Raw genomic sequence first — 19,456 nt, forward strand, 5'->3', positions numbered from 1 at the left:
TGGTTGTGAGAAAACCATTATGAAAATGGTAGAAACGTGCCTCGTCGCCGGCCTGGGCGAGGATCAGTTCTTCGGGTTCATTGCCGAGGTAAATCGCGGCGCGCGAGAGGCTGTTGTGGATCGCCGGGCGTTCGCTGCTCGGCAGCGGGAAGGTGGTGCGACGGTTTTCGTGGTCGATCCAGATGACGGTGTCGCCGTCGATGTCCGCCGATGAGATAACGAATGGCTCCAGCCGAATCCGAGGCCGGCGTCGATCTCAGCGGCGCTGGTGCGGTAGAGCCGGGTGAAGGCGAACGGCAGGAGGCCGTCCAGCGAACCGTCGGTGAGGGTCAGCAGTTCTTCGCCGGTGACCATCGATACCGGGCATTTATTGGTGGCGGTTTTATCGACGGAGTCGGCGCTGTCGCCGTTGGGGTTCGTGGCCTGCTTTGAGACGTTGTCGTGGTGTTCATTTTGCTTAAGCGTGGTGTTGCGCTTGGCATCCCAACGCAGTTGCATGCGGCCTTTTTTCAGGCCTGCCGCCACACCGCGTGCGGCAACTTTTTTGTAGCGATCAACGTAAGTAATGAAGCTGTTGATGATGTTGAAGATCGCTTTGACGAAACCCACGACAGCGTCGACGATCCGGGCGCCGTAGTTGGCAAGGCGCATACCCAAATAGGCAATGCCCGCACCTGCACCCGCAAAAGTCAGGACAACCCCGATCAGAATGTCGATGAGTAGCTGCACTACCACGGTTGAAACAGCTTCGGCAGTTTTACCGGCGATTTCGCTGGGTGGCAGCATCTCCAACCAGAGGCTGGCCGTGCGCAGCAACAGACAGAGGGCCGCTTCATCACTGGCCAGCAGTTGGACCTTTTCCATCGTTGCCGGAAATTTTTCTGCCAGGTCGGCCAGTTGGGCAGCGCCACTCCCCAGGCGGTCAACGAACTTTCGTGGATCCTGGAGAATGTCCGAGAGCAGGCTGATGCTGTCCCACACACCAGTAATCGAGGCCCAACTTCCCGCGAGCATGCCGTTACCCGCGGCTGCAAAAGTCGATTGCGACCATTGCGGCTTGAACCCTTCCCACTCGTTTCGCAGCCAACCTTCCAGCTCTGAGGTCAGGCCATCGTAAGAGGAGAAAAGATCGTCAATTTGAGCCGGGGTCACTTCACTCTGGACATGAACACGGTAGAACTTGCCAGGCACGCCTTTGAACTGTCCCTTGCCGTTCTCGCCGAGCGCGACAGGCGTGCTTTCACCGCCATCAACGGCAATCACATCAACCGAAATATTCCCCAACGGAATGTCATAGACCGATTCAAACTTGCTCTCGATCTCCAGAACTCCGCTTTCCGGACACTGCGCAACACTGGAGAAAAAATCATCGTCACCACTGCTAACCGCCGTCGTGGTGTTGCCGAGTTTTACAAGCCGCTCCATGTCCATCAGCGACGGCATGTCCGTAGCCCGACTGACCCTGTCCGCATTCCGACTCAAGAAGCCGCCAAGTTGCTGACGATACAAACTCAGCGTGTCTTTAAAACCGTCGAGTTCCTGCTCGATCCGTACGATCTGATCCATCAGTTCAGCTCCGCCATCAGGTAATCCACCAAGTCTTGTTTCGGTGCTTGAGGCAGGTCCGGCGTCTGCAGAAAGATCGCGACTTTGTGCCGCAAAACGGGCTCAGAAAACGCCTCAAAAAGATCAGGACGGTCCTCGCTCAACCACTTCACCAAGTTGTTGATGCGAGTTGTCGCGGACTCGGCGGCGAGGTCTTCGAGCAGCGATTCGGAAACTTCCCACCACGGAAAAACCCTGGAGGTTTTCAACGCACTGCCGCCAATATCGAGCGACTGCCCATTGATCAAACAACGATCAATCACCGGCAGTAACTGCGCGGCGCTAACGTCGGAAGAATGAAGAATGGGCAGCAAATAACGCCCATCCCAGAAGCGGAAAAACACCGCATTACCGTTGGGCAAAAGCACTTGAGTGAGGCTGCGCAGATGCTCCCCCAGCGCTTCTTGAGAGGCAGAACAAACTGCCAACCAACCCCAGTCACGGGACTCGGTCGTGGCGACCCATTCCAGAAACTCACTGCCAGAAGCGACGATTCCGACATAGGGCATCACCGGTTCCCACTCGGCATAGGCGGTGTCGGCCCAGATCGCGCTCGGCGCTTGCGCCGTGGTCGTGTGTTGCCAGGTGCACAAAGGCTGCGCAGCACTGGCGCTGCCGAAAATCGCAAACAACTGCTCGCCAGGTTTGAGCGGTTGGCGTTCCAGCCAGGCGTGAGGTGATAAGCGATCAGGCTGCACAGACACCGTCCTTACAACGCTCGCATTCCTCACAAAACGGTGCGTCGCTTTGCAGGCTCATGACCTGTGCGGCGCTTAGCAGGGCGGCCGGGGCGGCGGCGAGTTTCAACGGCGCATTCGGCGACACGGGCGCCGCGGCCATCGGCGGCATCAGTGCGCCGCCGACCTGAATCGGCACACTGCTGAAAATCCCGCCGGGCCCGATGTTGATCCACTGCCCGCCCGCCTGAATAGTCGCGCTGGCACCGCCATCGATCACCACTTGCTGACCGGCGCTGACATGGAATTGCTGACTGGCACTCAGCGCCTGGCTGGTCACGCGGATGTGCCGGTCGCCAATCACCACCAAGTGATCATCGAGTTTCACCTCGGCCTGGCGCTGACCGTGGGTGATGCGTTGTTCGTCGGCCTTCAACTCATGACGAGCAGTGCCGGTGACGACGATGCTGCGTTGGTTATCGACCTGAACCTGCTGATCGTGCAACACGTGCTGCGTCCAGTTTCGCTGGGCGCGCAGGTAGATTTCCTCGGCGCCTTTGCGATCCTCGATGCGCAATTCGTTGTAACCGCCGCCTCCTGGACTACTCTGGCTGCGGAAAATGCTGCGGGTCTTGTCGGCGGGCAGATCCAGCGGCACCGGTGTTGCTGCGTTTGGCAGGCAACTCATCACCAGCGGTTTGTCGGCATCGGCGTCGATGAAACCCACCAGCACTTCCATGCCGACTCGCGGGATCAGCACGCTGCCGTAATGGTCGTGGGCCCAGCCCGTGGCGACCCGCAACCAGCAACTGGAATGTTCGTTGAGCTGACCGTCGCGATCCCAGGCGAGCTGAACCTTGACCCGACCGTACTCGTCGCAATGGATTTCGCTGTCGACCGGACCGGTGACCACGGCAGGTTGGTAGCCGAGCATGCGTGGCTTTTCCGGCCCCAGGGGAGGACGAAACGAAACGTCCCACGGCGTCGCCAGAAAGGTATTGCGATAGCCCTGGAAATCATCCGGGTCGTCGCTAGTGGCCGACTCTTCCAGCACTTGCGGCTGTCGGCCACGGTGTTCGATGCCGGTGATCAGCCACAGATCGTTCCATGCCTGACGCGGGTGCTCGGCGAGGTGCAGGAAATGTCCGCTGACCAAGGCAGAATCGTCGCCACGACCTTCAGCTTGGCGGAAGTCCGCGTTGTGCCTCTCCAGCACTCGTTGCGTCAGCTGTTTGCCATGCTCGCGATCAGTGAATTGACCGGGAAAGTGGTAGTCCTCCAGCACTGGGCGCTGTTCGCTGTCGACCCGACTTTCAAGGGAAAGACGCGGTTTCTGGAAGTCGTAATCACGCCGGGTGACCGCCGTGGTCCGGGTCTCCAGCCGTACGTTGAATCGCTTGATGGCCGGCGCATTCGCCGCCATGCCGCTGCCCGGCAGGTACAGCGTCGACTCGGGCAGACGCGGGAACACCGTTTGATCATCGCCGAACACCAGCAGATGCCCGGCGGGGCTGTGCTGGAAGTGGTAATGAATGCCGATCTCGGCACACAGCCGCTGGATAAACGCGAGGTCGCTTTCGGCGTACTGCACGCAGTACTCGCGCGGTGAGTAGTCGCTGCCGAGTTGAAATTCGAACGCATCGCGCTGGATGCCATGGTCTTTGAGGACCTGCGCGATGATCGCCGGCACGCTTTTGTGCTGGAAGATCCGCTGGTTGATGCGCTGACCGAGGTAGGCCAGCCGCGGTACGAGACTGATTTGGTAGCCCGTCAGACGTTTCCCGGAGTCGCTTTGACCGACGCGAAAGATCTGACCGTGTATGCCGCAATCTTGTGCATCGAAACTCAGAAAGGCCTGACGATGCAGCAGGCTTTCGAGCTCGATGTCCGGCCGTTCGCTGACCAGTTCCAGGTCAAAACGGTAGGGTTGGCTGATGGCTTCCTTGCCCGTGAACTCAAGCACTTTGAGCTCACTCTGGACGCCGTCGAGGGTCAACGTGAAACGCGGTTGATTGGCAGGAGCGAACATCCGATGTGTCTCTGCAGAATGAAGGCGGGCGATTCTGCATGAGCGACAAGGGGTGTTGAGTGAGGGACAGGAAAATCAGATTTGCCCTACTTTTTTAGAGATTTATCCTTCAATAATCTGTGTGTTTGGCTACAGACATTTCCCTCAAACCCACCACCAATCCCCTTGTGGGAGCGGGCTTGCTCGCGAATGCGATTCCACATTCAGCATTGATGCAAGCTGACCCACCGCTTTCGCGAGCAAGCCCGCTCCCACAAGGATCTTCAACATCTCGGGATTTGCGTAACCAAAAAAAACGGCCCGCCTCCAAAGGAAGCGGGCCGTTTTCATGTTCGGCGAAAGGTCAGAGCCTCAGCTCATTCCCATCACTTGTTCAGGCGGAAATCAGCCTCGGCAGCAGCGAAGCGCTGAAGCATGCCGGTAGTCGGCGAGCCCAGTTTGCTGACGAAGTAGATCGCCAGGCTGGCGAAGATGAAACCAGGGATGATTTCGTACAGACCCAGCAACTCGAAGTGTTTCCACACGATCACGGTGATCGCGCCGACCAGGATGCCGGCCAGTGCGCCGTTGCGGGTCATGTCTTTCCAGATCACGGAGATCAGGACAACCGGACCAAAGGCAGCACCGAAACCGGCCCAGGCATAGCTGACCAGACCCAGTACGCGGTTTTCCGGGTTAGCGGCCATCGCGATGGCGATCAGGGCAACCAGCAGCACCATGGCGCGACCAACCCAGACCAGTTCAACCTGAGAAGCAGTTTTACGCAGGAAGGTTTTGTAGAAGTCTTCGGTCAGGGCGCTCGAGCACACCAGCAACTGGCAGCTCAGGGTGCTCATGACGGCAGCCAGAATGGCCGACAGCAGTACACCGGCAATCCATGGGTTGAACAGGATTTTGGCCAGTTCGATGAACACGCGCTCTGGGTTTTCGGTCACAGGACCGGCCAGCTCCGGGTGCGCCGAGAAGTAAGCGATACCGAAGAAACCTACAGCGACGGTGCCGCCCAGGCACAGGATCATCCAGGTCATGGAGATACGACGAGCGTTAGCGATCGACTTGACCGAATCCGCCGCCATGAAACGCGCGAGGATGTGCGGCTGGCCGAAGTAGCCCAGGCCCCAACCCATCAGCGAAATCACGCCGATGAAGGTGGTGTTTTTCAGCATGTCGAAGTTGCTTGGATCTTGCGCTTCGATGGCCAGGAACGTGGTGTCGACACCGCCGGTGGCCAGCAGCACGATGATCGGCGTCAGCAACAGGGCGAAGATCATCAGCGTGGCTTGTACGGTGTCAGTCCAGCTCACTGCCAGGAAACCGCCGACGAAGGTGTAGGCAATCGTCGCCGCAGCACCGGCCCACAGCGCTGTCTCGTAGGACATGCCGAAGGTGCTTTCGAACAGACGGGCGCCGGCCACGATGCCGGATGCGCAGTAGATGGTGAAGAACACCAGGATCACGACGGCAGAGATAATCCGCAGCAGACCGCTTTTGTCTTCGAAACGGCTGGAGAAGTAATCCGGCAGGGTCAATGCATCGCCGTTGTGTTCGGTCTGCACACGCAGACGGCCGGCGACGAACAGCCAGTTCAGGTAAGCACCGACGATCAGGCCGATGGCGATCCAGCTTTCGGACAGGCCGGACATATAGATGGCGCCCGGCAGGCCCATCAACAACCAGCCGCTCATGTCGGAGGCGCCGGCGGACAATGCAGTCACGACGCTGCCCAGGCTGCGGCCACCCAGAATGTAGTCAGAAAGGTTGTTGGTGGAGCGATAGGCCATGAAGCCGATCAGCACCATTGCTGCGATGTAGATCACGAACGTGATCAGTGTTGGATTGCTTACGCTCATTAAGTTACGCCCTGGCTTTGTTTTTATGTAGCGGCGGCTGGTGAAACGCACGCAAACGACGACGTTTGACAGACGATTTCAGGTCCCGCGCATTTATGACTGATGTTTCCCCAGGAAAGCCATCAGCCGGTGCACCTGTCTTTTATGACCGGTTGCACCTTGGCCGCGAATGCTATTCAACAAAGCAAATAAGGTGCAACCTGTTTCGTGAGAATAAGTTGCACCTAGTCGGATTTATCTGAAAAATCCCTGTTTTTGCTCCCTTTTAGGGCAGTCCTAACGGTTTTCTAGAATTAAAAGCACCTAGCAGGTGCGGTACGTTCGTACCGGAATTTATTTCCTGACGAGCTGCTTATTATTCCGACAAAAAAAGGGTTGCACCCGGTTGCACCTCGACGGTTGCGCGGCTAATCTTGCCGCCAGCTGATGCCACGCGGTCGTGGCAAACATGAGGATAAAAATATGGCTACCACCACCCTTGGGGTCAAACTTGACGACCCGACCCGCGAGCGCCTCAAGGCTGCCGCGACCTCAATTGATCGCACGCCGCACTGGCTGATCAAGCAGGCAATTTTCAATTACCTGGAAAAACTCGAGGGTGGTGCAACCCTGACCGAGCTGAACGGTTTGACCAAGGATTCCGACGACATCGTCGATGCGCCTCTGGATCACGCCCACCAGTGCTTCCTCGAATTCGCCGAAAGCATCCTGCCGCAATCGGTACTGCGCGCCTCGATCACCGCCGCCTACCGTCGCCCGGAACCTGAAGTGGTGCCGATGCTGATCGAACAGGCGCGCCTGCCTGCTGCGATGGCCGAAGCCACCAACAAGCTCGCCTCCTCGATTGCCGAGAAGCTGCGCAATCAGAAGAGCGCCGGCGGCCGTGCCGGAATTGTTCAGGGCCTGTTGCAGGAATTTTCCCTGTCGTCCCAGGAAGGCGTAGCGCTGATGTGCCTCGCCGAAGCGCTGCTGCGCATTCCGGACAAGGGCACCCGTGACGCGCTGATCCGCGACAAGATCAGCACGGGCAACTGGCACCCGCACTTGGGCAACAGCCCGTCGCTGTTCGTCAACGCCGCGACCTGGGGCTTGTTGCTGACCGGCAAATTGGTTGCCACCCATAATGAAGCAGGCCTGACGTCGTCCCTGAGCCGCATCATCGGCAAGAGCGGCGAGCCGATGATCCGCAAGGGCGTCGACATGGCCATGCGCCTGATGGGCGAGCAGTTCGTCACCGGCGAAACCATCGCCGAAGCATTGGCCAACGCCAGCAAGTTCGAAGCCAAGGGCTTCCGCTATTCCTACGACATGCTGGGTGAAGCCGCACTCACCGAGCACGACGCCCAGAAATACCTGGCCTCGTACGAACAAGCCATCCACTCGATCGGCAAAGCGTCCCACGGTCGTGGGATTTATGAAGGCCCGGGCATTTCCATCAAGCTCTCGGCACTGCACCCGCGTTACAGCCGTGCACAGTACGAACGTGTGATGGACGAGTTGTACCCGCGCCTGTTGTCGCTGACCCTGCTGGCCAAGCAATACGACATCGGCCTGAACATCGACGCCGAAGAAGCCGACCGCCTCGAGCTGTCGCTGGATCTGCTGGAGCGCCTGTGCTTTGAGCCGCAATTGACCGGCTGGAACGGCATCGGCTTCGTGATCCAGGCTTATCAAAAGCGTTGCCCGTACGTGATCGACTACGTGATCGACCTGGCTCGCCGCAGCCGTCATCGCCTGATGATCCGTCTGGTGAAAGGCGCGTACTGGGACAGCGAAATCAAGCGCGCCCAAGTCGAAGGCCTGGAAGGCTATCCGGTCTACACCCGCAAGGTGTACACCGACGTTTCCTACATCGCGTGTGCTAGAAAACTGCTATCGGTCCCGGAAGTCATCTATCCGCAGTTTGCCACGCACAACGCCCACACCCTGTCGGCCATTTACCACATCGCCGGTCAGAACTATTACCCCGGTCAGTACGAGTTCCAGTGCCTGCACGGCATGGGTGAACCACTGTACGAACAGGTTGTAGGCAAAGTTTCCGAAGGCAAATTGAACCGTCCGTGCCGCGTGTACGCACCGGTCGGCACTCACGAAACGCTGCTGGCGTATCTGGTGCGTCGCCTGCTGGAAAACGGTGCGAACACTTCGTTCGTCAACCAGATAGCCGATCAGTCCATCTCGATTCAGGCGCTGGTGGCCGATCCAGTGGCCAGCATCGAGCAGATGGCGACGCTGGAAGGCGGCTTCGGCCTGCCGCACCCGCGTATCCCACTGCCGCGTGATCTTTATGGTGCCGAGCGCGCCAACTCCAGCGGCATCGACATGGCCAACGAACATCGCCTGGCTTCCTTGTCCTGCGCTTTGCTGGCCACTGCTCACAACCACTGGAAAGCTGCGCCGATGCTCGGTTGCGCGTCCAGCTCCGAAACCCCTGCGCCAGTCCTCAACCCGTCCGATCTGCGTGACGTGGTTGGTCACGTGCAGGAAGCGACCGTCGAAGACGTCGACAACGCGATCCAGTGCGCCCTGAACGCCGCACCGATCTGGCAGGCCACCCCGCCCGCCGAACGCGCCGCGATTCTGGAACGTGCCGCCGATCTGATGGAAGGCGAGATCCAGCCGCTGATGGGCCTGCTGGCTCGCGAAGCCGGCAAGACCTTCGCCAACGCCATCGCTGAAGTGCGTGAAGCCGTGGACTTCCTGCGTTACTACGCAGTGCAGGCTCGCAACGATTTCACCAACGACGCCCACCGTCCATTGGGTCCGGTGGTGTGCATCAGCCCTTGGAACTTCCCGCTGGCGATTTTCAGTGGCCAGGTTGCTGCTGCCCTCGCCGCCGGTAACCCGGTGCTGGCCAAGCCTGCGGAACAAACCCCGCTGGTGGCGGCTCAAGCCGTGCGCTTGCTGCTCGAAGCCGGGATTCCGGAAGGCGTGCTGCAACTGCTGCCGGGCCGAGGCGAAACCGTCGGTGCCCGCCTGGTCGGCGACGATCGGGTCAAAGGCGTGATGTTCACCGGTTCCACCGAAGTTGCGCGTCTGTTGCAACGCAACGTCGCCGGCCGCCTGGATGCACAGGGTCGTCCGATTCCGCTGATCGCTGAAACCGGCGGCCAGAACGCGATGATCGTCGACTCCTCGGCACTGACTGAACAGGTTGTGATCGACGTGGTGTCCTCGGCCTTCGACAGCGCCGGTCAACGTTGCTCGGCACTGCGTGTGCTGTGCTTGCAGGAAGATTCCGCTGACCGTGTCATCGAAATGCTCAAGGGCGCCATGGCTGAATGCCGTCTCGGCAACCCAGAGCGCCTGTCCGTGGACATCGGCCCGGTGATCGACGCCGAAGCCAAGGCCGGCATCGAGAAGCACATCCAGGCCATGCGCGACAAAGGTCGCAACGTGTACCAGGTGGCGATCGCCAACGGCGAAGAAGTCAAACGCGGCACCTTCGTGATGCCGACCCTGATCGAACTGGAAAGCTTCGACGAACTGCAACGGGAGATTTTCGGTCCGGTGCTGCACGTGGTTCGTTACAAGCGCAAAGACATCGATCAACTGATCGGTCAGATCAACGCTTCCGGCTACGGCCTGACGCTGGGTGTGCACACCCGGATCGACGAGACCATCGCCAAGGTGATCGACAACGTCAACGCCGGTAACGTCTACGTGAACCGCAACATCGTGGGTGCCGTGGTTGGCGTGCAGCCGTTCGGCGGCGAAGGTTTATCGGGCACGGGGCCTAAGGCGGGTGGTCCGCTGTACCTGTACCGTCTGCTGTCGACACGTCCTACGGATGCAATCGAACAATCCTTCGCTCGCGGTGATGCCATCGCTGCCCCGGACGTTCGTCTGCGTGATGCCATGAGCAAACCGCTGACCGCACTGAAAGCCTGGGCCGACAGCAACAAGTTTGCCGACCTGAGCACCCTGTGCGTGCAGTTCGCGGCGCAATCGCAAAGCGGCATCACCCGTGTACTGGCTGGCCCGACCGGTGAGCGCAACAGCTACGCCATCCTGCCGCGCGAACACGTGCTGTGCCTGGCAGAAGTCGAAGGCGATCTGCTGACTCAACTGGCGGCGGTGTTGGCCGTCGGCGGTTCGGCGGTGTGGCCGGAAGCTGAATTGACCAAGGCACTGTTCGCACGTCTGCCGAAGGACATTCAGGCGAAGATCAAACTGGTTGCCGACTGGGGCAAGGACGAAGTGGTGTTTGATGCGGTTCTGCATCATGGCCATTCCGATCAGCTGCGTGCGGTGTGCCATCAAGTGGCCAAACGTGCCGGTGCAATTGTCGGGGTTCATGGTTTGTCGCAAGGCGAGACCAACATTGCGCTGGAACGTCTGGTAATTGAGCGGGCGTTGAGCGTTAACACCGCTGCGGCGGGTGGTAATGCCAGCTTGATGACGATCGGCTAAACGCAATAAGACCGGGCATCCGCAATGGGCGCCCGGTACGCAACCCCCCTGTGGGAGCGGGCTTGCTCGCGAAAGCGGAGTGTCAGTCGACATCAACATCGACTGTTACACCGCATTCGCGAGCAAGCCCGCTCCCACAGTTGTTTTGCGGCGCCTGCTAAGTCGCTGCGCTGCTCCACCATCACGCTCATCAATCATCCTGTTCAGCCTTTATTCCCACGCCTAGACTCGGTCCATTCCAAAAAAAGGTAGGCCGCCATGTCCGAGACGTTGCTCAGTTCCCGCAATCTGGCTTTCGAGCTGTATGAAGTCCTCGATGCCGAAGGCCTGACCCAGCGTGAGCGTTTCGCCGAGCACAACCGCGAAACCTTCGATGCCGCCATCGGCACTGCCCGCAGCATCGCCGAGAAATTCTTCGCCCCGCACAACCGCAAGGGTGACGAGAACGAGCCGCGCTATGAAGACGGTCAGGCGATTCTGATTCCGGAGGTGAAACCGGCGGTGGATGCCTTCCTCGAAGCCGGTTTCCTCAACGCGGCGCGCAGTTTCGACGCCGGCGGCATGCAGCTTCCTACGTTGCTGTCTCAGGCTTGCTTCGCGCACTTCCAGTCAGCCAACGCGGCATCGACCTCATACCCGTTCCTGACCATGGGCGCGGCGAACCTGATCGAAAGCTTCGGCACCGAGGAGCAGAAACAGCGCTTCCTGCAGCCGATGATCGATGGCCGCTTCTTCGGCACCATGGCCCTGACCGAGCCGCATGCTGGCTCGTCGTTGTCGGATATTCGTACCCGCGCAGAGCCTGCGTCTGACGGCACGTATCGACTCAAGGGCAACAAGATCTTCATCTCCGGCGGTGATCACCCGTTGTCGGAAAACATCGTGCACATGGTGCTGGCGAAATTGCCGGACGCACCGGCCGGGGTGAAGGGTATTTCGCTGTTCATCGTGCCCAAGTTCCTAGTTAACGACGACGGTAGCCTGGGCAAACGTAACGACGTGCTGCTGGCCGGCTTGTTCCACAAGATGGGCTGGCGTGGCACTACCTCCACCGCGCTGAACTTCGGCGATAACGGCGAGTGTGTCGGCTACCTTGTGGGCAAGCCGCACCAAGGCCTGAGCTACATGTTCCAGATGATGAACGAGGCGCGGATCGGCGTCGGCATGGGCGCGGTGATGCTCGGTTACGCCGGGTATTTGTATTCTTTGGAGTACGCCCGCGAGCGTCCGCAAGGTCGCGTGCCGGACAGCAAGGACCCGAACACTGCGCCGGTGGCAATCATTCAGCACGCCGACGTCAAACGCATGTTGCTGACTCAGAAAGCCTATGTCGAAGGCTCGTTCGACCTTGGGTTGTACGCAGCGCGGCTGTTCGATGACACCACCACGCTGGAGACTGAAGAGCAACGCAAGCAGGCTCATGAGCTGCTGGATTTACTGACCCCCATCGTCAAATCCTGGCCGTCGGAGTTCTGCCTGAAGGCTAACGAACTGGCGATCCAGATTCTCGGCGGCCACGGTTATACCCGTGAGTACCCGGTGGAGCAGTACTACCGCGACAACCGTTTGAACCCGATTCATGAGGGCACCCACGGCATTCAGTCGCTGGACTTGCTGGGGCGCAAACTGGCGCAGAACGGTGGTGCGGGGCTCAAGCAATTGATCCGCCTGATCGCCAACACCGCCGAACGGGCGCAGGCGCACGAGTCGTTGACCGCGTTGCGTGAACCGTTGGAGAAACTGGTCGCGCGCCTGCAAACGGTGACCATCGGTTTGCTGACGGATCTGGGGCAAGGCAAGGTCAACAGCAGCCTGGCGAACTCGGCGTTGTACCTGAAGGTGTTCGGGCACACGGTGATTGGCTGGCGCTGGCTGGAACAGGCGATTCGTGCCGAGGAAGGGTTGGCCGAAGGGAATGCGGCGGATGTGAGCTTCTATAAGGGCAAGCTGCAGGCAGCGCGGTATTTCCTGACGTGGGAAGTTCCGGGTTGTCATCATGAGCTGGCGATTCTTGAGGCGCGGGATGATGTTTGTTTGAACATGCAGGATGAGTGGTTTTAACCAAAGCCTTGTGGTGCTGCTGCAATCCTTTCGCGAGCAAGCCCGCTCCCACACTTGATCTGCGGTGAACACATAATTTGTGGACACCAGAAATCAAATGTGGGAGCGGGCTTGCTCGCGAAGAGGCCCGCACCGACAACACATCAACTCAATTTGAAACTGCCCATCTGCCGCGCCAAATCATCCGCCAACCGCTGCAAAGTCTTACAATCCTCTCTGCAAGCCCTGACTTCACCCGCCGTCGCCCGAGCCAAATCCGAAATCCCCTGCACATTGCGATTGATCTCTTCCGTCACCGCCGACTGCTCTTCCGTGGCCGTCGCCACCTGATGGTTCATGTCGCTGATGCGCTCGACCTGCCCGGTAATCGCTGTCAGTGACGCTCCGGTGCGCTGGCTCGACTCGACGCCGGTGCCCGTCGCTGCTTGCCCGGAATGCATGGAGGAAACGGCATTCTCAGCGCCCTGCTTGAGGCTGCCGATCATCTGCTGAATCTCGTCGGTGGACACCTGAGTCCGCCGCGCCAATGTCCGCACTTCATCCGCCACCACTGCAAAACCACGTCCCATGTCGCCGGCCCGCGCGGCTTCGATGGCCGCGTTCAGTGCCAGTAAATTGGTCTGCTCGGAGATCCCTCGAATCACCGCCAACACCTGATCAATCGACGCCACCTGATTGGCCAGCTCGCCCACGGCGCCCGCCGCGATGCCGATTTCATCGGACATGCTTTCTATATGCCGGATCGAACCACCGACCACTTCCCGTGCCTGCATGGCTTCATCGCGAGCATTCTGCGAAGCGACGGCGGCATTGCCCGCGTTCTGGGCGATTTCCTGCACCGTCAGGCCCATTTCGTGGACTGCCGTGGCAACCATGTCGGTCATTTCCTGCTGACGACCAGAACGTTCCGCAGTGTTATCCACCACCCGCGCTACCTGCCCGACGGCGGTGCGCAATCTCTCGCTCGTGGTCAGCACATCGCCAATCATTTCGCGCTGACTGTCGAGGAATCGATTGAAGCCGCGCGCCAGGTCACCCAGCTCATCGGCGCGGCTGGAATCTAACCGGTGGGTCAAATCTCCCCCACCGCTACCGATGGCTACCAGCGCGGCTGTTACCTGACGGATCGGCCGCACCAACCCACGGGCCAGCAAGACCACCAACATCAGACACACCAGTGCCACCGCCAGGCCAATGCCGCTGCTCATCCACATGGCGCGACGGGCTTCGGCGTAGATCTGCGACTGTGGCACTTCGGCCACCAGGGTCCAGCCCAGATCCCGCAATGGCAGGCTCAATGCCAGAAAATCTTCGCCTTCGCGGGTAAAACCGCTGCTGATGGCGGACGCTTTGGAGGTAGAGAGCTGACCCATGACCGTTTGCGCCGCCGCGGCACCGATTTGCTCGGCCAACGTGCGTTTACCACTGAATTGCGCCTCGGGATGAACCTGGATCAAACCGTCGGAACGCACGAGATAGACCTTGCCGCGCTCACCGAAGTTGAAGTTGTGGATCAACTCCGACAGCTCTTTCATGCTCAGGCCAAGCCCGGCAACGCCCACGACTTTGCCGGCCTGCTCGACTTTGAGGTCGATGAACAGCGCCAGTTCTCCGGTCGCGGTGTCATTGTCGATATTGAGGGTGCGCGGCTGGTTGCTGTCGAGGAATGCGTAGAACCAGGTGTCTTTGGGGTTGGAACGACTGAGGGTCCGGTCCAGGCCTTTTTCAGTGAAGTAATGGTTTGAAGCCGTGCCGACGATTAGCGCGGTGAACGCCTTGTGTTCAGCGCGGATGCCTTCCAGATACTGCACGAACGCAGCGGTCTGGGTACTGCTTTCACCCCCGGCCAACCAGTCGCGCACCATGCTGTTGCTGGCGATGTCCTTGGCGGCGGTGAGGGGTTGGACGAGGATTCGTTCGATGTCGTTGCGCATCGCTTTGATGCTCGACGGCAGTGCCTGTTCGACCAGATAGCTCTGGGCGAGACGGTTGACCACGAGGGTATAAATGCCAACCACGATCAGGATGCTGACCAGCAGGGCAGTGCCCATACTGAGGATCAACTGCCATTGAATACTGCGTCGCCAGAACTGCATGGAACACCCCCAAAGAATAAGAGGCTGAAACACTGCAACAGCCGTGCCGATCGTATACAACTAAACCGACAATCTATTCTTTGGTTGTGCGCAAAGCCGATCAGGCCTGATTGATCGTCTTGGAGATCACTTCAACCGTGGCGCTGACTTGCTCTTGGTAACGGTCGAGTTCCTGCTGGTGCTGTTTTTGCATTTCGATCTGCTGGGAACACAGATTCATCGCGGCCAGCACCAGCAAGCGGTCACCGATCAGCGTCGGGTACTTCCTTTTGGTGTCGGCCAAGGCAGCTTTCAACATCATCGCGGCGTCCAGCAGGGTTTGCTCTTCCCCGGCCGGCGCCTTGATCGAATAGTCCTCCCCCAGGATCGAGACGACTTTTACCCCTGCGGCGCCGTGATTCATGCGCTGACCGGGCCGGCGCTGACGCGCTCAACCAGGGCCTGGATGCGAGCCGCGGTGGCGCCTTGTTTCTCTTCCTGTTCCATCAGGCTCAGCTGCAGGCTTTCGTTTTCATCCTTGGCCTGGGCCAGTTCTGCACTCAGGGTCTGGTTAGTGCCGAGCAGCGTCTGGTTCTGTTGCACCAGGTCGTTGACCAGCTGTTCCAATTGGCTAAGGGATGCTTCCAACATTTTGATTTTCCAAGCATTTTCAAAGGGCGCGTACGATAAAGAAAAGTCACCACGGATGCCAGGGTTATTCAGGCGCAAGCCCTTGATTTTCCTGGCGGGTGACCGTCCTCGCGAGCTTTAAAGACTGTGATTGGCGAATCTGGTTCCTTCACTTCGTCGCCCGATTTTGTAGGAGCGAAGCTTGCTCGCGAAGGACGTTAACGATTACGCGGGCTGTCTGGATGAACCCGCTGCCTGGATATTTTTCGCGAGCAAGCTTCGCTCCTACAGAAAACAGCCTTTCTGCGACAAAAACGCGCAGGCGCTCAAGACTTTAGTCGCATGACCGATAAGTCACTCATACGTCAGCTTCAGCGCCGCACGGGTGCGCTCACTTTGGTAAACAGCATGTCCCTTCGTAATATGAATATCGCACCGCGGGCGTTCCTCGGTTTCGCCCTGATTGGCGGTTTGATGCTGGTTTTGGGTGTGTTTGCCCTGAACCAGATGAGCAAGATTCGCGGCGCAGGCGAGAACATCGTCCAGAGCAGCGTGCCGAGCATCAAGGCGCTGGATGAGTTCACCCAACTGACGCTGCGTCTGCGGGTCCTGTCCTATCGCCTGTTGACCAACCGCGAACCGGACGTTCAGCAAAAGACCATCGAGCTGTTCGACCAGCGCAATCAACAGATCCGTGCCGCTCAGACTGAGTATGAAAAGTTCATCTCCAGCCCTGACGAGCGTGCGGCTTACGACCAGTACGTGCAGTTGCTTGGCCAGTATCGTCAGCTTGAAGACCGGATGAAGAGCCTGTCGCGCAACAATCAGATGGAAGAACTGCGCACCTTGCTTAACACCGATCTGCTGAACAACTCTGAAGCCGTCAACGCCGTGCTCAACCGCCTGATGCTGATCAACAACCAACAAGCGGTCGACCTTAACCAGCAGGCAGCTGATCAGTATTCCTCGGCGTTCAACCTGGTCGTCACACTGCTGGTGATCGCCTCCGGGCTGACCGTGCTGTTCGCCTGGCTGCTGACCAACAGCATCACCAAGCCGATCGCCAATGCCCTGAGCGCTGCCGAAGAAATCGCCGAGGGCAACCTGACTCGCCCGATCACCGTTGATGGCGAAGACGAAGCCGGCCGCTTGCTGCTGGCCATGTCGAAGATGCAGGACAAGCTGCGCGACACCCTGCAACGAATTTCCGGTTCGGCCACGCAATTGGCGTCCGCTGCGGAAGAGTTGAACAGTGTCACCGACGAAAGCGCCCGTGGCCTGACCCAACAGAACAACGAAATCGAACAGGCCGCCACCGCGGTCAATGAAATGACCAGCGCCGTGGAAGAAGTCGCACGCAATGCCGTCAGCACTTCCGAAGCCTCGAAAAACGCCACCACCTCGGCCGGTGACGGTCGTGACTTGGTGCAGGAAACCGTCAGCGCCATTGAACGCATGAGCGCCGATGTGCAGAGCACCGCGACCTTGATTGGCGATCTGGCCAATGAATCCCGTGACATCGGCAAGGTGCTGGACGTGATACGCGGCCTGGCTGACCAGACCAACCTGCTGGCATTGAACGCAGCGATCGAAGCTGCGCGTGCCGGTGAAGCCGGGCGTGGTTTCGCGGTGGTGGCGGATGAGGTTCGTGCACTGGCGCATCGCACTCAGCAGTCGACCAGCGAAATCGAACGCATGATTGGCAGCATCCAGAGCGGTACCGAACACGCGGTGGATTCGATGCGTAACAGCACCGAACGCGCCGAATCGACCTTGAACATCGCTCGCGGTGCAGGTCTGTCGCTGGACACGATCAACAGCGCCATCGTCGAGATCAACGAGCGCAACCTGGTGATCGCCAGTGCGGCGGAAGAACAGGCGCAGGTCGCCCGTGAAGTGGATCGCAACCTGGTGAACATTCGTGATTTGTCGGTTCAATCGGCGACCGGGGCGAATCAGACGAGTGCGGCGAGCAATGAATTGTCGCGATTGGCGCTGGACCTGAACAACATGGTTGGGCGGTTTAGCCTCTAAAGAGTCCCCCCAACTCTGTGGCCAGGCGATTTATCTGTGGTGAAGGGATCTTCTGTGGCGAGGGGATTTATCCCCGCTGGGCTGCGAAGCGGCCCCCTGCGTTCTTCCAGGCATACCCCGCAAACAGGCCTTGCGACGGCGTCGCCGCCGAACGGGATAAATCCCCTCGCCACAGATAAAACCCTCGCCACGGTGATTTCAACCGGCTCTGTAGATGTTGTCAGAATTCTATAAAAGCTTTTTGACAGCATCACATTTCAACAGGTTAGAATCGCTGGCACGCAGACTGCATGGTCAGTTTGTGCCCGCCTTTCAGCTTTCTGGAGTACTGCCTTTGAATGCGACGACCATCAACAGCCTGTTCTTGATCGGCGCGTTGCTGGTAGGTGCGAGCATTCTGGTGAGCTCACTTTCTTCCCGCCTCGGCATCCCGATTCTGGTGATCATCCTGGCGGTGGGCATGGCCGCTGGCGTCGACGGCGGCGGCATTATATTTGATAACTACCCAACGGCTTATCTGGTAGGCAACCTCGCACTCGCGGTGATCCTGCTCGATGGCGGCTTGCGCACCCGAGTCTCGAGTTTCCGCGTAGCGCTTTGGCCCGCGCTGTCGCTGGCCACGGTCGGGGTGTTGATCACGACCGCACTGACCGGTTTCGTCGCTGCCTGGCTATTCAACCTGAACGTCATCCAGGGTTTGCTGATCGGCGCCATCGTCGGCTCCACCGATGCCGCTGCGGTGTTCTCGCTGCTGGGTGGCAAAGGCCTGAACGAACGGGTCACCGCCAGCCTCGAAATCGAATCCGGCAGCAACGACCCGATGGCGGTGTTCCTCACCGTTACCCTGATCGACATGCTCGCCAGCGGCCAGACCGGCCTGCACTGGAGTCTGCTTGCCCACTTCGTGCGTGAGTTCGGCATCGGTGCCGTCATCGGCCTCGGCGGTGGCTGGGTCATGCTGCAATTGGTCAATCGCATCAACCTGGCCAACGGCCTCTACCCGATTCTGGTGATTGCCGGCGGCCTGGCGGTCTTCGCCCTGACCAACGCCCTGCACGGCAGCGGTTTCCTGGCCGTCTACCTCTGCGGCTTGGTGATCGGCAATCGTCCGGTGCGCAGCCGCCACGGCATTCTGCACATGCTTGACGGCATGGCCTGGCTGGCGCAGATCGGCATGTTCCTGGTGCTGGGGCTGCTGGTGACGCCTCACGACCTGCTGCCTATCGCCCTGCCCGCTCTGGGCCTGGCGCTGTGGATGATTCTGTTTGCACGGCCGCTGTCGGTGCTGGTCGGCCTGCTGCCGTTCAAAGCGTTCCACGGCCGCGAAAAGGCGTTTATCTCATGGGTCGGATTACGCGGCGCGGTCCCGATCATTCTGGCGGTGTTCCCGCTGATGGCCGGCCTGCCGAATGCCCAGCTCTACTTCAACCTCGCCTTCTTTATTGTGCTGGTGTCGCTGTTGGTGCAGGGCACGAGCCTGCCGTGGGTGGCGAAACTTTTGAAGGTGACCGTTCCGCCGGAGCCTGCACCGATCTCGCGCTCAGCGCTGGAAGTGCACGTCACCAGCGAGTGGGAGCTGTTCGTTTATCGCCTCGGTGCCGAAAAATGGTGCATCGGCTCGCCCCTTCGCGAACTGAAAATGCCCGAAGGCACGCGTATCGCCGCACTGTTTCGGGGCCAGCAACTGCTCCATCCGTCGGGTAGTACGGTGCTCGAAGTCGATGATTTGCTGTGTGTTATCGGCCATGAACACAACCTTCCAGCCCTCGGAAAACTCTTCAGTCAGGCACCGCAACGCGGCCTCGATTTGCGCTTCTTCGGCGACTTCGTTCTCGAAGGAGACGCCCAGCTGGCTGCGGTTGCAGCGCTGTACGGGTTGAAGGTCGAAGGCATCGATCCGGACATGTCCCTGGGCCATTTCATTGCCCAGAAAGTCGGCGGTGCTCCAGTAGTCGGCGACCAGGTGGAGTGGAACAACACCATCTGGACCGTTGCGGTCATGGAGGGGAACAAGATCGGCAAAGTGGGCGTCAGATTCCCCGAAGGAAGTCGCCCGGGTCCGGGACTCTTCCTCTAAACTCC

The 19,456-nt window shown here is 59.4% G+C and carries 10 protein-coding genes and 3 pseudogenes; 5 read left to right on the plus strand and 8 right to left on the minus strand.

Annotated elements, in window-relative coordinates; translation table 11 throughout:
- From EYC95_RS17010 to putP, 4 genes and pseudogenes are all read right to left on the minus strand, one after another.
- Window positions 1-1,566: pseudogene (locus EYC95_RS17010) on the minus strand (DUF6531 domain-containing protein); the annotation flags it as partial.
- Window positions 1,566-2,303: a DUF4123 domain-containing protein gene (locus EYC95_RS17015; RefSeq protein ID WP_131061401.1), complete on the minus strand. Its 738-nt coding sequence runs from the start codon at window positions 2,301-2,303 to the stop codon at window positions 1,566-1,568. The pseudogene EYC95_RS17010 and the gene EYC95_RS17015, both read right to left, overlap by 1 nt.
- Entirely contained in the window at window positions 2,293-4,311 is a 2,019-nt protein-coding gene (locus EYC95_RS17020; RefSeq protein WP_131061402.1) for a type VI secretion system tip protein VgrG, read from the minus strand. Before EYC95_RS17020 ends, EYC95_RS17015 begins: the two co-directional genes overlap by 11 nt.
- A gap of 365 nt (window positions 4,312-4,676) precedes the next feature.
- Window positions 4,677-6,161 (minus strand): sodium/proline symporter PutP, encoded by a 1,485-nt coding sequence (gene putP / locus EYC95_RS17030; RefSeq protein ID WP_131061404.1) that lies wholly within the window; start codon window positions 6,159-6,161, stop codon window positions 4,677-4,679.
- A gap of 462 nt (window positions 6,162-6,623) precedes the next feature.
- On the opposite strand from putP, the gene putA reads away from it, so the two are divergent.
- Together putA and EYC95_RS17040 are read left to right on the plus strand one after the other, a co-directional pair.
- Complete coding sequence (putA, locus tag EYC95_RS17035; protein WP_131061405.1) at window positions 6,624-10,574, plus strand: trifunctional transcriptional regulator/proline dehydrogenase/L-glutamate gamma-semialdehyde dehydrogenase; 3,951 nt, start codon at window positions 6,624-6,626, stop codon at window positions 10,572-10,574.
- 258 nt (window positions 10,575-10,832) lie between these two features.
- The gene (locus EYC95_RS17040) at window positions 10,833-12,635 is read left to right on the plus strand and encodes an acyl-CoA dehydrogenase (protein ID WP_131061406.1); all 1,803 of its coding nucleotides are present in this window, start codon (window positions 10,833-10,835) and stop codon (window positions 12,633-12,635) included.
- 143 nt (window positions 12,636-12,778) lie between these two features.
- On the opposite strand, the gene EYC95_RS31080 is transcribed toward EYC95_RS17040, so the two are convergent.
- The 4 genes and pseudogenes from EYC95_RS31080 to EYC95_RS17055 form a co-directional block, all read right to left on the minus strand.
- Window positions 12,779-13,624: a methyl-accepting chemotaxis protein gene (locus EYC95_RS31080; RefSeq protein ID WP_371928423.1), complete on the minus strand. Its 846-nt coding sequence runs from the start codon at window positions 13,622-13,624 to the stop codon at window positions 12,779-12,781.
- Between the two features lie 18 nt (window positions 13,625-13,642).
- Window positions 13,643-14,731, minus strand: a pseudogene (locus EYC95_RS31085) (cache domain-containing protein); the annotation flags it as partial.
- Between the two features lie 100 nt (window positions 14,732-14,831).
- Window positions 14,832-15,134, minus strand: a complete 303-nt coding sequence (locus EYC95_RS17050; RefSeq protein ID WP_131061408.1) for a cell division protein ZapA — start codon at window positions 15,132-15,134, stop codon at window positions 14,832-14,834.
- Window positions 15,131-15,361: a hypothetical protein gene (locus EYC95_RS17055; protein ID WP_131061409.1), complete on the minus strand. Its 231-nt coding sequence runs from the start codon at window positions 15,359-15,361 to the stop codon at window positions 15,131-15,133. Before EYC95_RS17055 ends, EYC95_RS17050 begins: the two co-directional genes overlap by 4 nt.
- Window positions 15,362-15,763: 402 nt before the next feature.
- Between EYC95_RS17055 and EYC95_RS31090 the strand changes: the two are divergent.
- The 3 genes and pseudogenes from EYC95_RS31090 to EYC95_RS17065 all read left to right on the plus strand — a co-directional run.
- Window positions 15,764-16,519: pseudogene (locus EYC95_RS31090) on the plus strand (MCP four helix bundle domain-containing protein); the annotation flags it as partial.
- Entirely contained in the window at window positions 16,511-17,374 is an 864-nt protein-coding gene (locus EYC95_RS31095) for a methyl-accepting chemotaxis protein (RefSeq protein WP_370741086.1), read from the plus strand. The pseudogene EYC95_RS31090 and the gene EYC95_RS31095, both read left to right, overlap by 9 nt.
- Window positions 17,375-17,708: 334 nt before the next feature.
- A complete protein-coding gene (locus EYC95_RS17065; RefSeq protein ID WP_131061411.1) occupies window positions 17,709-19,451 on the plus strand; it encodes a potassium/proton antiporter in 1,743 nt (580 codons plus the stop codon).
- Window positions 19,452-19,456 lie beyond the last annotated feature (5 nt).

It is taken from the genome of Pseudomonas sp. BGI-2 (genome assembly GCF_004310295.1).
Taxonomy (GTDB): Bacteria; Pseudomonadota; Gammaproteobacteria; order Pseudomonadales; family Pseudomonadaceae; genus Aquipseudomonas.

Excerpts from the sequence above, each read along its gene's own strand:
- EYC95_RS17020 (WP_131061402.1), bottom strand. The coding sequence starts at position 4,311 with ATGTTCGCTCCTGCCAATCAACCGCGTTTCACGTTGACCCTCGACGGC.
- putP (WP_131061404.1), bottom strand. The coding sequence starts at position 6,161 with ATGAGCGTAAGCAATCCAACACTGATCACGTTCGTGATCTACATCGCA.
- putA (WP_131061405.1), top strand. The coding sequence starts at position 6,624 with ATGGCTACCACCACCCTTGGGGTCAAACTTGACGACCCGACCCGCGAG.
- EYC95_RS17040 (WP_131061406.1), top strand. The coding sequence starts at position 10,833 with ATGTCCGAGACGTTGCTCAGTTCCCGCAATCTGGCTTTCGAGCTGTAT.
- EYC95_RS31080 (WP_371928423.1), bottom strand. The coding sequence starts at position 13,624 with ATGATTGGCGATGTGCTGACCACGAGCGAGAGATTGCGCACCGCCGTC.
- EYC95_RS17050 (WP_131061408.1), bottom strand. The coding sequence starts at position 15,134 with ATGAATCACGGCGCCGCAGGGGTAAAAGTCGTCTCGATCCTGGGGGAG.
- EYC95_RS17055 (WP_131061409.1), bottom strand. The coding sequence starts at position 15,361 with ATGTTGGAAGCATCCCTTAGCCAATTGGAACAGCTGGTCAACGACCTG.
- EYC95_RS31095 (WP_370741086.1), top strand. The coding sequence starts at position 16,511 with ATGCAGGACAAGCTGCGCGACACCCTGCAACGAATTTCCGGTTCGGCC.